Annotated in this window: 11 protein-coding genes; 6 read left to right on the top strand and 5 right to left on the bottom strand. The window is 64.3% G+C overall.

Annotation, left to right across the window (positions count from 1 at the left end):
• Nucleotides 1-585 precede the first annotated feature (585 nt).
• The 6 genes from Pla175_RS15070 (at nucleotide 586) to Pla175_RS27180 (ending at nucleotide 4513) form a co-directional block, all read left to right on the top strand.
• On the top strand, nucleotides 586-1503 hold the full coding sequence (locus Pla175_RS15070) for a PEP-CTERM sorting domain-containing protein (RefSeq protein ID WP_145286633.1): 918 nt from the start codon (nucleotides 586-588) through the stop codon (nucleotides 1501-1503).
• A 109-nt stretch (nucleotides 1504-1612) separates the two neighbouring features.
• Nucleotides 1613-2503 carry a hypothetical protein gene (locus tag Pla175_RS15065; protein WP_145286630.1) on the top strand — a complete coding sequence of 297 codons (891 nt, stop codon included), beginning with the start codon at nucleotides 1613-1615 and terminating at the stop codon, nucleotides 2501-2503.
• Between the two features lies 1 nt (nucleotide 2504).
• Complete coding sequence (locus Pla175_RS26100; protein ID WP_197526865.1) at nucleotides 2505-2792, top strand: hypothetical protein; 288 nt, start codon at nucleotides 2505-2507, stop codon at nucleotides 2790-2792.
• Nucleotides 2695-3741, top strand: coding sequence for an ISAzo13 family transposase (locus Pla175_RS15060; protein ID WP_231953916.1), 1047 nt, complete (start codon nucleotides 2695-2697; stop codon nucleotides 3739-3741). Before Pla175_RS26100 ends, Pla175_RS15060 begins: the two co-directional genes overlap by 98 nt.
• A gap of 35 nt (nucleotides 3742-3776) precedes the next feature.
• Nucleotides 3777-4034, top strand: a complete 258-nt coding sequence (locus Pla175_RS15055; RefSeq protein ID WP_145286624.1) for an efflux RND transporter permease subunit — start codon at nucleotides 3777-3779, stop codon at nucleotides 4032-4034.
• 59 nt (nucleotides 4035-4093) lie between these two features.
• Nucleotides 4094-4513, top strand: a complete 420-nt coding sequence (locus tag Pla175_RS27180) for a SpoIIAA family protein (protein ID WP_391527868.1) — start codon at nucleotides 4094-4096, stop codon at nucleotides 4511-4513.
• On the opposite strand, the gene Pla175_RS15050 is transcribed toward Pla175_RS27180, so the two are convergent.
• From Pla175_RS15050 to Pla175_RS15030, 5 genes are all read right to left on the bottom strand, one after another.
• Nucleotides 4510-5586, bottom strand: coding sequence for a PEP-CTERM sorting domain-containing protein (locus tag Pla175_RS15050; protein WP_197526863.1), 1077 nt, complete (start codon nucleotides 5584-5586; stop codon nucleotides 4510-4512). The two genes, Pla175_RS27180 and Pla175_RS15050, sit on opposite strands and share 4 nt — an antisense overlap.
• A gap of 55 nt (nucleotides 5587-5641) precedes the next feature.
• Nucleotides 5642-7585, bottom strand: a complete 1944-nt coding sequence (locus tag Pla175_RS15045) for a glycoside hydrolase family 172 protein (protein ID WP_145286618.1) — start codon at nucleotides 7583-7585, stop codon at nucleotides 5642-5644.
• Nucleotides 7586-7704: 119 nt separating this feature from the next.
• Nucleotides 7705-9348, bottom strand: a complete 1644-nt coding sequence (locus tag Pla175_RS15040; protein ID WP_231953915.1) for a glycoside hydrolase family 172 protein — start codon at nucleotides 9346-9348, stop codon at nucleotides 7705-7707.
• Between the two features lie 78 nt (nucleotides 9349-9426).
• On the bottom strand, nucleotides 9427-11241 hold the full coding sequence (locus Pla175_RS15035; protein WP_145286614.1) for a hypothetical protein: 1815 nt from the start codon (nucleotides 11239-11241) through the stop codon (nucleotides 9427-9429).
• A gap of 13 nt (nucleotides 11242-11254) precedes the next feature.
• On the bottom strand, nucleotides 11255-12022 hold the full coding sequence (locus tag Pla175_RS15030) for a hypothetical protein (RefSeq protein ID WP_145286611.1): 768 nt from the start codon (nucleotides 12020-12022) through the stop codon (nucleotides 11255-11257).
• Nucleotides 12023-12072: the final 50 nt, after the last annotated feature.

Below are 12072 nucleotides of genomic sequence, written 5' to 3'. Positions count from 1 at the left end.
TTTGCGGACCAACCCGGTCCCGTATCCCCGCAAAGATAGGCTGCGAGGAAGGAGCGAAGCGATGGCGAAGGCTGCTAGCGCCCCGGCGAACCCGGCCAACAAGGTCACGGACCGCTGGAGGTGCAACGAATCGCCCGTCCGCCGCGGCGGGGTTACTCTCGGGTTCTGCGGCCGGGTCCCCAACACGTGGGGGCACGACGACGGCGAGAGGCGCAGCCCCCCCTGTAATACCCGTCGCACGGCTGCCGAAACACGGCTTGCCATCCGCGAAACGGCCCTGAGTCAGCGAACGTCCCGGCGAGAGCGGCAATGCCTTGGCCAACCTCGATTCCGAGACGGGTGTGAGGGGTCCGTCGGTCGGGTAGGCCGCGCTACGCTGCTAGTGCAAGGACGCCTCCCTGACCAATGGGACGCCAATCGCATTCGTTATTTGACATAGCCAATGGCCTGCAAGGAGCTCGCGCCTTCGGCTTTATCGAACGTTTGCTCCATCGTCGGCAAGAAGAACCGAGCCCATCAAACTTCGTTACGCACCTTTGACCTAGGACTAGTCTCGTGAAAGTTAGCACCTCGGAGAATCTACTTATGAACTCGCCACTCGCTCTAGGCGCGCTCTGCGCAGCGCTCGCCATGGCCTGCTCGGTCGATGCCGCCGCGGTCGTTTACGAGTCGTTCGACTACACGGAGGGCGCCAATGTCGTGGGTCAGAATGGCGGCGTGGGGTTCGATGGGGCGTGGACCGGCGTCGAATCGGCCGGCGCCGGCACAACGAACACCAAAATCGGAACGGGCCTGAGTTTTGGCGCCCTGGAAGTGGCCGGCGGATCGGTCGACCGACAGAATCGGGCCGGCAGGGGCGTCATCAACCGTACGATTGCCGCGGGCCCACTTTCGCAGTTTACTCCCGATGGCTCCACCGTCTGGTTTAGCCTCCTGATGGACCGAACCGCCATTATCGGCGGAGATGGCGGATTTGCCGGCAACACCTACGCAACGCTCGTCTTCGGCGACACCGCTTTCGCCGACGCTTCTTCCAACAGCGCCCCAGCCAATACCGGCAACGCGCTGGGGGTTGGGTTTGTAGGCACGGGTGCGGGGACCGATTTCTCCCTTATCGAAGTCCAAGGCGTTGCCTACGCGGGGGGAACCCTCTCAACCGACGGCCCGCTTGCGGTCGGCGACACGACATCGTTCATCGTCGGCAAGATCGACTTTGCAGCCAATGGTTCCAGTGACACCTTGACGCTCTACAACGTCACCGACCCCGGCCTGGCTCTGCCGGCGGCCGCGTTTGCAACCTTGAGTGTTGACCTGGATCAGTCGGGCTTCAACCTGGTCTCGATCGCGGACCCCATGACCTCGGTCTTTGATGAGATCCGTTTCGGCGCCACCTTGGCCGACGTAACGCCCGCCCGGCCGATCCCCGAACCCAGCAGTCTCGTGCTGCTCGCGCTGGGGGGGCTTGTCGGCCTGCGGACGTACCGACGCATTTCCGCCGCCTGACCCGCACCGGCGAACGCCCGACCTGAAAACCCTTCGTTCTAACCATCCCCGACTTAAGGCTAGCCTTGTGAAACCTGTCCACCTGCGAGAATCGACAAGCAGACCTGCCTTGTCGCGAGCTGCCGCCTGCGCAGCCCTGTGCTTCACCACCGGCTACTTCGCCGCCTCGGCCGAAGCGGACCTCGTGGTCTATGAAGGATTCGACTACACGCTCGGCGCCAACGTAGTTGGTCTGGACGGCGGCGTCGGGTTCGATGGGGCTTGGACCGGCGACACGGGCGCCGGCGCCGGCGCCGCGAACACCAACATCGGCGTCGGCCTGGGATTCGGCAGCCTGCAGGTCGTCGGTGGATCGGTCGACCGACAGGACCGGAACGGCAGGGGCGTCATCAACCGCTCGATAACCGCGGCGGCTCAGACGCAATTGACGGCCGACAACTCCACCATCTGGTTCAGCGTTCTGATGGACCCCACTTCGCTTGTCGGCGGGGCCGGCGGGTTTCCTGTGAACACCTACGGAACGCTCATCTTCGGTGATGCCGCCTTCGCGGACGCGTCCTCCAACAGCGCTCCCGCCAACGCCGGGAACGCCTTTGGGGTCGGATTCCTCGGAGGACCTCCGGCATCGGCGTTTGACGCCATGTCGATCCAAGGCGTGGCCTACGACGCTGCCGACGGCTTGACCACCGCCATCATCGGCGATCCGATCCTTGTCGGCGACACAATCTCCTTCATCGTGGGCAAGATCGACTTCGCGGCCCTTGGAACCACCGACACCATGACGCTCTACCAGGTCACGGACCCCGGTCTTGCGCTGCCGGAGACGCCTTTTTCAACCCTGAGCGTCGACCTCGACCAGTCCGGCTTTAGCCTGATCTCCATCGCCGACCCCATGACGTCGATCTTTGATGAAATCCGCATAGGCATGACGCTCGCCGACGTCACCCCCATCGCCCCTAGGAACGGCTCAAAAATAACTCCCTCAATTCCCATCGCGTAGAATGCCGCCGTTGTTGGTTCCCGACACGGAGGGTGTAGCGATGGGTTTGTATCACGCGGATGTCGAGCGGCGGATGGTCAACTTCTATGGCTCGCTCTCCGAAAAGGACCGGCGGCGGTACGCGGCGGTGGAGGCCGAGAAGCTGGGGCGTGGCGGCAAGACCTACATTTCGGAGCTGTTCGGGTGCGACCGTGGGACGATTCGTTTTGCCGAGGAGGAGGTCGAGCGTCTCCCCGAGGACGAGGCCGCGGGGCGGGTCCGAAAAAAAGGGGGGCCGAAAGCCAGCTAGCTGCGAGGCGATCGACGCATTGCGGCAGGTGGTCGAGGTCCACACGGCCGGCTCGCCGGTCGAGCCCGACCGGCTGTGGACCAACCGCACGGCGCGTGAGCTGGCCATCGAGCTGGCGGAGTCGGGTGTCGAGATGTCGCCCAACACGGTGGCGCGGCTGCTGCGTGAGGAGCTGGGGCTGTCGCACCGGCAGGCCGTGAAAACGAAGTGCCTGGGCGAGTCTCCCGACCGCAACGCTCAGTTCGAGCGGATCGCCGGACTGAAGGCCGAGTACCTAGCCAAGGGGTGGCCCGTGCTGAGCATCGACACCAAGAAGAAAGAGCTTCTGGGGGACTTCTTCCGCCCCGGGCGGGCGTGGACCGACGGCCAGGTCAAAGCGTTGGACCACGACTTCCCCAGCGCAGGGTCGGGCAAGGTGATCCCGTACGGCGTGTACGACTTGGCGGCGAACGAGGCGCTGGTGCTGCTAGCCCAAGGAGCGGACACCGGCGAGCTGGCGGCCGACGCGGTCCGACGCTGGTGGATACGGCTGGGGAAGAAGCGGTACTGGCACGCCTCGGGGGTGCTAGTGCTGGCCGACTCGGGCGGCAGCAACGGCAACCGGGTGGGGCTGTTCCGCGAGCGGCTGTGCGGGGTCGCCGGCCTGCTGAACCGCGACATCCGCGTGGCGCACTTGCCGCCGTACTGCTCGAAGTACAACCCGATCGACCACCGCTTGTTCTGCCACCTCTCCCGCTCGCTGCGTGCGGTGCTGATCCGCTCGGTCGAGACGATCCGCGCGGCGCTGGCCCGCACGACGACCGCGGCCGGCCTGCGTGTGGTTGTCGAAGTAGCTCGACGCAAGTACCAAGCAGGCGTCAAGGCGAGCAACGACTTCCTCCGCAACGAACCAATCATCCGAGACGCCCTCTTGCCCTCACTCAACTACACCGCGCACGCAGTGTGGTGAAATGAGGGAGTTGTTTTTGAGCGGTTCCTAAGTCGATGCGGAGCGAGTCGCGTGAAGGGGTGTCGCAGGTCTTCTTGGAGTTCGACCTAGACCGCGACATCGACGTGGCGGCGCCAGACGTCCGCGACAAGGTGGCCGCAACGCAGTCGGAACTGCCCACCGACGCCGAGGCGCCCGTGGTGGAGAAGTTCGACCCCGACGCGGCGCCGATCCTGGGGATCGTGCTGGCGGGGGACGCGTCGATCGGCGATCTCACGCGCTACGCCGACGACGTGCTCAAGCCGCGCCTGTAGGGGATCAACGGGGTCGGCGGGGTGCAGCTCGCCGGCGACCGCGGACGCGAGGTGCGCATCTGGCTGCGGCGATCAAGCAAAGCGACGTTCAGAAGGTCGTCCCGCGGTTCGTTGCCGCGTCAGAGCGGCCCGGAACGCTTAAGTTCCTCAAGGTAGTCCGCAATCTCGCCGAGGTTGATCTCACCGCTTTCGGCAAGCAGATCGGCGACGTGTTTACCCACCTGGGCGACCTGACGCACGTGGCCGTGGTCGCCGACGAAAAATGGGAGTCGACGGTCGCCAACATGGGGTCGGTGCACCCCTTCGAGGTTCGCTTCTTCGGTCCGTTAAATGCAGACGAACCCCCGCGTGGCTGCGGTCTGCCAGTTAAGCCGCCCTCGCCACGTTGGCCTAACGGTTCGCCGTCAAACGGACTGCTGGCGTCCCCTTGGTCGGTCATTGAACGCCGATCCGACGCCGGCGACGGATTTTCCTGCTAGGCAGCGCCGATCCTGCGTCGGCGTGCTGCCCCGCACGCCGCCACAGAACCGAAGAGCAGGAGGGCAAGGCTGCCAGGCTCCGGGACCGCGGCCGATCCGATGGCCCCAATCGCCGGTTGCCCGAAGCTGTTCGTCCAAGTCGTGTAGTCGCCCACGTCGACCGTCCCAGACCCGTCGCCTGTGCCGGGCGGCAGGACGTTCTCATTGGCACCGAGGTTGTCTCGCCACACGGTGTAGTCCGCCGCGTTGACCATGCTGTCGCCGTTGAAGTCGCCGGGGATTGCGCCCGCGCCTCCCCCCACGTCGATGGTTGCCTGCAATGCGGTTTCGTCACCCGTAAAGTTACCGTTGTTGTTGACGGCAAAATCAATGGTGTCGCCTACGGTAAGCGAAATTCCAGTCAGATTGAACGTACCGTTAGCTTGCAATAAATAGCCATTGGTTCCCGCAGTTTCCCCGCCGGTGGCGCTAAAAAGCGAGCTTCCGTTGTGCAGTACTTCGACCATTACCGACTCCGAGGGATTGCCGCCCACTACAGTGTTCCTTCCAGCGAGATCGCGGAAGCTACCGGCAATGGTAGCAGAATTGCCCGCCGCTAAATCACCTGCCTGAATCGTGTATCGAGCGATAACCACGCCGTTTAAGTCAACGGTAGGGCCGGGATGAAGGAGCAGATCGACGCCAACCACGCCTTGGTTCCCTACCGGAACATTCGGCGGGTTGCCATCAAATCCGTCGCTAAAAATCTCAAACTGATAATCCGCATTCAGGGGGTCTTCTGTATGCGTACCAAGGACTGCCGGCGTGCCGAACTGACCGGCGCCCCCAAACCCTGTGTTGCCTGCGTTGCCGACTATCTTTACCTCAAGCGCCAATTCCGTCCCGCCGCTGGTTGCCGACGATCCCCAGTAGCTCCACCCCGTTGGCAGGGCGGTTGGGATGGCCGTGTTCCCACCGGCAGCCGCCACGTAGTCGCCTGCCGCATCAGCGATCACGATGGCCGAAGCGATGGGCAGCGTGTTGCTCACAATCGCGCCCAGAATGCACGACGTTAACAGCAGTCTTGTCTTCATAGTAAGCTCCATTGAACGAAGGAACAGAGAAACCGTGTTGGGCTTGGATTCGTTGCTAGTAGGGATCAGGAGTCGGGACGGCCAGACGCGCCGGACGGTCATTACTGTTTACGTCCTTGGAGTGGAGGTGCGAGCCACGGCCCAGGTGCTTCATCGCCAGGGACAGCGACGCAAACGCCGCCAATTGGAGCGCTCCCGGTTCTGGCACCCAGACGGCGGCGAGGGAGCCCGCGCCGTTTTCCGCCTCGTAGGCTTGTTTGAACAGAGAGAAGTCATCGACGTCGGCGTCGCCGTCAAGATCGAGGTCGCCCCGAAGGTAGGCGTCGCCCTTGGTCAATCCCGCTAGGTCGGTGTCAAAGCCGTTGCGGAACAGGACCCAGTCTTGCACGTCAAGCGTCCCGTTGAAGTTGAGGTCGCCCAACTTCTCATAGCCGACAGCAAACGCGCCCGGCTTGCCGTACCACATGGTGGCGACCGACAGGTCGTAGTCTCCGCCGGCGTTGCTCCAAAACTCCATGTCGAAGTGCAGGCTCTCGTCGAAGGGGATGGTGTCCAGTGCGCGGACGCGGCCATTGACGGTTGTGCCAACGGCTCTGTTCGCCCCGCTCTCGGGTTGAGTAACAAAGGCGTGGTTGAAGGTCTCGGGGTGCCTGCCTCCCCAGGCGTAACCGTAGTAGTCTTCGGTGCCGGTGCCGAAGTGCGAAGGAAAGGCCTCTCCATCGACGTAGATCTTCTCGTCGCCTTCGCCCCACCAAACAGGACTATTGTCTTCGCCGGTCGTGATCTGGAAGGTGTCTCCCACATAGACGCCTTCACCAAGGATCGATACAAAGTTCCAGTCCTCGTGGTTGCCGCCAACGAGGGGGCTGTCTGTCTTCCGATAGTTGGAGTGGAAGTACATGGAATCGTCCGTCCAGTTCCAATCGCCGGTCTCGACCTCCAGTCCCACCGTGACGTTCTGGCTGCCATTGTTCACCACGCGGATGTCTGCCGCGTTTTGGAAAGGCATCGTCCAGTAGGAGGTCATGTCGCCGGAGGTTGGGTTGACGGTGCGGTACCAGTCCTGAACCTCGTTGATCTGATTGGTTCCCGAGCCGAAGAACTGCCCGACCGGGACCCGCACGGTCGTCCGGCCGTCGAACGAGATTTGCAGCTCCGTGTCTTTGATCGCGGCCGCCATGTCGGCCGCTTGCAGGTTGAGTTTCAGCCGCTTGACGGCGCTGGCGCCCGTCAGGGCCTGGCTCAGGGCCTGGCCATTGCCCAGGGCGCCCGTTGTGCTGTGCTGCTGGAGTCCGGCGCCGCGCGGCGCCGTGTCCGGGCTCATCAGTTGTGAGTTTACGGCCGCCAGCTTGGCCGCGGTGGCGGCTTCGGTGGGTTCGCTGGGGTCGAAACTGGTGACGGCGGCGCCGGGCTCGTAGGTGCGGTAGTTGATGTTGTACCACAGGCCGTTCGAGGTGCCGCCGGGCGTGTGGTCGAACGTGATCTTCAGGCCGCTGGAGTAGGGGATCGGCGCGTAAAGGTTTTGCCCCGGCGAGTTGCCCGCGGGGGTGAGGTCCGCGTCTACCGATCGCCAAGACAGGTAGGCGCCCATGGCCGAGTTCTTGCCGACCAAGTCTTCTGCCGTGCCCGACCAGAAAGGGGTGCTGCTGCCGTCGAGGTAGAACCGGAGCGTGGCGGCTTGCTCGGGTCGTCCGCCGACCCAGATCCGTGTGACCGCGCCGGGGCCCGTTTCATCCAGTAGCACCCACTCGGTCCTCCCCTGGTTGACCTCCGATCGGATGTAGTTCGACCAGTCGCTGTTCGCGAACCACCCTGCCTGGTCTGGCGCCACGGACCCGCGGTCGTAGCTGCTGCGCTGCTTGAGAGTAAAACTGGCGTTCGCATTGGGATGCACCGCCAACGCATCGCGGTCGAGCATGTCGTCGAGAAGCGAATCAAACGTGACCGTTTGGGCGAGGGTCATGTTGTCCGTCGCCGCCGCCAGGAGGGCGGCGAGCACGACGCATTTGCCTACGCGCTGGATGCGCGTGGCCGTCTCATGGAATCTGAACATGGTTGCGGTCGTCTATCCCTGTTTCGTATCTCGGTCGTAAACTCGCTTGTCGCCTGCGCATCGGTTCAGCGCATCTCCTCTGGCAGCGGCGGGACCGCCAAGGCGCCGTCCGGATCGGGCTCTTGGTTGGAGACGGTCTGCGCGTCGCCGTACCAATACGTCCCTGCGGCGTACCCCATGTTGCAGTCTGTCCCCGACCAGACTTCCATGTCGAGTTGCAGCGATTCGTCAAACGGCATCGTGTCCAGGGCGCGCGTGCGGGTCTCGGTGCTGAACCCCTGCGTATTGCGCTCGTCCGTCGATTTTCGGTTCAGCTTGTTGTACACGTTGCACCGCGGCTGAGCGTGGAAGGGGTGCTCGTAGAAGTCGGTGCTGCGCCCCCCCCAGGAATAGGCGTAGTAGTCTTCGGTGCCCGTCCCAAAGATGGACGGGAAGCCCTCGCCGTCGACGAAAATCCTTTCGTCACCCTCCCCCCACCAAGTCTCGACCGGATTGAGCACCGTCAGCGTGTCGCCGACGAAGACGCCGCGTCCCTTGAGCGTCACGTAGTTCCAGTCCGAGAAGGGGCGGGTCGGCACCGGGTACTGCCCACGCCACGCGGCGTGGAAGTACAGGGACCGGTCGTCCCATTGCCAATCGCCGATCGAGGCCTTCAGCTCGAACTCGACCGGTTCTGCGCCCAGGTTGACGATTGAAATAGCGCCCGATTCGCGGTACGGCATCACCCACCGGCTCGACATCGTGCCGTCGTTGGCGACGGTGCGGTACCACCCCTGGAACGGGTTCAGGCCGACCCCCGTGCCGAAGAACTCGCTCAGCGGGCACCACACCGTTTGCTTGCCGTCGAACTCCATCTTCAGGACGACCGACCGCGTCACGTTCGGGTCGTCGTAGCCGCCGAGCCAGACCGACAACCCGCGCACCGCGGCCGTTCCTTCGGTCAGTTTGAGGGACATCTCTTGGCCAGACTCGAGCTTGCCGGCCAGCTTCGGCTCGGCCGGGGACGCAGCGCTGGTGGTCGGGGCGAGCAGCGTGGCGCAGGTGTCGCGGATCAGAGTGGCGTTGGCCGCCAGGTCTTCCATGCGGAAGGTCGTGACCGGCGCGCCCTCTTGATACTTGCGGTAGGTGAACTGGTAGAAGAACGGGCGCTCCGAAACGGTTACCTTGCAGCCCTTGGCGTAGGGGATGGGCAGAAACGACACCGCCGACCGGAGCGATTGGTGGGCGAGCGGGAACGGCGCGATGCCGGCGCCCTGGAAGAGCTCAAACTCGTTTCCTTCGATGGCCGGCTCGTCCTGGCCGTCGAGGTAGAAGCGGATGATGGTCGAGCTGGTGGGCTTGCTTTGCCCCTTCCAGGGCATCCAGGTCCGTACGATCGCCCCTGGCCCCGTGTCCTCCATCAACACCCACTCTTTCCTGCCTCCATTCTCTTCGATCCGAATGAAGTTCTTGTCCCTGTCGCTGGAGTTGAAGTCGTGGTTGGCGAACCAGCCCTTCGGCTCGTTTCTTGGGGGCTCCGGCTTGGTCGAGACGCGGTTGTAGCTGCTGTCTTGCTTCAACCGAAAATCGTGCCGGGGGAACCGCGCCACCTCGTCGCGGCTGACCATTTCTTGCAGCAGTGACCCGAAGGTAATGGCTCCGCCGGGCTGTTCGGCCGCCATCGCGGCGGGGGCGAACCCCTGGGCAAGCAGCGCAAGCGTGAGGACCATCGGGAAGCGGCGTCGATCGCGGGGCATCATTGTTCTTTCACATTTCATTGAGAGACCACAGATTCAAAGGAAGCAGACTCAAGGCGAAAGCGGCGTAGGGGCAGAACGGCGCGGGGCAGGGGGTGGGGGCTGCATGCTGGCCGCGCGACGGCGCTCGCGGGCGCCGCGACGCGTCTTGCGAAGCATGATCCCGGTCAGCGACAGCAGCGCTAGGCCAAGGCTGTTGGGCTCGGGCACGCCAAGCGATGCGAAGCTGCCGGGCCCGTTGGCTTGTTCGAAGGCCGTCTTGAACAGCGCGAAGTCGTGAACATCGATATCGAGGTCCGCGTCGAGGTCGCCACGCAGCGCGGCCTGCTCCAGGGTGAGCAGCGAAACGTCCGTATCCAGGTAGGTGCGGAAGATCATCCAGTCCGAAGCCAGCACCTGCTGGTCGCCGTCGAGGTCGCCAAAGACGCTGCCCGAGTCGACCAGCAGCAAGGAGATGACTCCATTGCCGCCGGCGAGGAAGTTGCCGAAGGGGTCCCGAGCGACCTCCAACGCCGCGGTCAGGCCCTCGAGCACCACGGTGGTGGCCCCGGTTTCGCGGTCGATGTACAAGACGTCTCGCCCGCTCCCGGAGTTGCGGGCCATCAGCACGTCGCCCGCCAGGTCGGGGTCCGCGACGTCGCCCCGGAAGAAATCGAGGCCCCCCGCCGCGACGTGGTTCCCCACCGTCTGGAAGGCGGTAGCGCTGTTCGCGGGGTTGAAGTATCCCGCGTCGATCGCGAGTTGCGACGCGTCCATCTGCAGCGAAGGGTGCTCATCGCCAGAGACCTTCCAGTCCCCCACGATATTGTTCCCCTTGAAGAAGCCGTGGTCCGACTGGAACGTTACGCTGCGATGGAGCTCATCCGGCAGGGTTGGGTTCTCATTCTGGTTGTAGCTGACCCAGATCTCGCCCGAGTCATCGATCCCCAGGCCGTAGTTGTTGCGAAACCCGGTCGAGAAGACGCGCAGCTTGCTTGGGTCGGTGCTCGTAAAGGGCTGGACGTCGGCCCGCACGTCGAGGTCGTTGACGACGCCGTCGCCCGTGACGTCCACAATAGTAAAACCGGAGATGTTGGTGGTGGTTGTGTCCGACGAGAGGGCCGTGAGGTCTTCGATGAAGCTGAGCGTTCCCGTGTAAGCGGTCTCTCCAGGGTTGCTTTGATCGACGCCGGTGCCGCCGATCGCCATGTTCTGCGCGGCGGTCTGGCCCCCGTTCTGCGTGCGCACGCCGATGTTTACGTAGAGCGTATTGCCGCGGACCTGGAGCTGATTGACCTGGTGGACGCTCGTCACGGCGATGTCCGACACGATGGTCTGGTTCAGGTCGGCGCCGTTGCCGAAGACGCCATCGCCGTCGGCGTCGTTCAGACGGACGATCGGCTGCAGCAGGGGCTCCATGTCGGAAGCCTTGAACCGCACGGCCGGGGCCAGGTACATGACGGTCCCCAGCACCGGGTCCTGGTGGAAGGCTAGCCCCAAGGTCCCGTTGAACCCACCGTTGCCGTTGGTCCCCCCGGTGCCAATCACGCCGCCAGAAGAGGTCGTGGCGGTTGGCGCCGCGGTGAGCGGGTTGGACAGGAACGTTGGCGAGGCGGGGTTGTAGTCAAACCGGGTGATGCCGCCTCCGAACGTGCCGACGTAGACGTGGGAGGCGTCCCCCGGCGCGAACGCGATCTGGCCGACGATGCCCGAGACGCCGCTCGAAATGGCGCCCCCCAGCGAGAGCGTGCCGTTCAAGTCGTTGACCAGCGTCTGGGCGCTGCAGTATCCGGGCGACAACACAGCGGCGATGCAGAGCAGCGGCGGCAGGCAGCGCCTGGACCGGCGGTCGGGGATCGCGGCTGGGGCTAGTAGGGGCAGTGCCATCGTGTACCTGCTGCTATGAAAGTGAGTGCCGCGCCGCAGGCTCGGCGCTTGCTGCTTGACGCGTTTGCCGGGCGCTCCGCCTGCGTCGCGCGCACGCGCCGAGCAAGAGCAGCAGCGCAAGAGGGGCCGAGGCCGGCTCTGGAACCGCGGTTACGACAAAATGCAACTCGTAGTCCACCGTCGAGATCTGGTTCTCTTGAATCAACAACGCGTAGGAACCGGCGGGGAGGAAGTCGACGTTGAACCCGCCGTCCCCGGGGTCGACCGGGAGGTGACCCCCTCGGAACAACGGGTTGGGGGGCAGGGGCTCGAAGTCGGTGGCGCCGTCGAACAGAGCGGCGTCCGCGAACGGGTAGAACACGTTGCCGCCGCCCAGGTCGACGGGGGGAGCGAAGGCGTCGCCCGGCGCGTAGGCCGCGAAGCCACGGCCGAAGTCGTTGTATCGATTGACGAAGATCTGCTCGAGCCTGTAGCCGCCGGGCACGATCAACCTGAAGTAGTCGCCATCGGTGCCCGCGTCGGCGCCGTTCTCCAGCAGGGCGCCCGAGTCGGTGAACTCATCGACGATCCGTCCGACCTGGCCCGACACGAAATTGCTGCCCGGGGCAAGGGCGAACAGGGTTGGGTTCTGGTAGTCGCTGGAGAAACTATCGACGCCGGGCGCCTCCATCAGGTCCGTGGCCCGCAGCGCGCTTGCTGAGCCAAGGACGCCGACAAACACCAGGATTGCGTGGTAGGCCTTCATTCTCGTTTGGTCCGATGGCAGGGTCGTGCGTTGCATGGATGGCGCCGGCTTGGGTGGCCGGCTTCGGACGGGCGGCGGACGCGGGG

Source organism: Pirellulimonas nuda (assembly GCF_007750855.1).
Taxonomy (GTDB): Bacteria; Planctomycetota; Planctomycetia; order Pirellulales; family Lacipirellulaceae; genus Pirellulimonas; species Pirellulimonas nuda.
This window is presented reverse-complemented; position numbering and strand designations above follow the sequence as displayed.

Bases quoted from the DNA above. Each gene is read 5' to 3' on its own strand.
- Pla175_RS15040 (WP_231953915.1), bottom strand. From the start codon at position 9,348: ATGGTCCTCACGCTTGCGCTGCTTGCCCAGGGGTTCGCCCCCGCCGCG.
- Pla175_RS26100 (WP_197526865.1), top strand. From the start codon at position 2,505: ATGCCGCCGTTGTTGGTTCCCGACACGGAGGGTGTAGCGATGGGTTTG.
- Pla175_RS15070 (WP_145286633.1), top strand. From the start codon at position 586: ATGAACTCGCCACTCGCTCTAGGCGCGCTCTGCGCAGCGCTCGCCATG.
- Pla175_RS15050 (WP_197526863.1), bottom strand. From the start codon at position 5,586: ATGAAGACAAGACTGCTGTTAACGTCGTGCATTCTGGGCGCGATTGTG.
- Pla175_RS15055 (WP_145286624.1), top strand. From the start codon at position 3,777: ATGCGGAGCGAGTCGCGTGAAGGGGTGTCGCAGGTCTTCTTGGAGTTC.
- Pla175_RS15030 (WP_145286611.1), bottom strand. From the start codon at position 12,022: ATGCAACGCACGACCCTGCCATCGGACCAAACGAGAATGAAGGCCTAC.
- Pla175_RS15035 (WP_145286614.1), bottom strand. From the start codon at position 11,241: ATGGCACTGCCCCTACTAGCCCCAGCCGCGATCCCCGACCGCCGGTCC.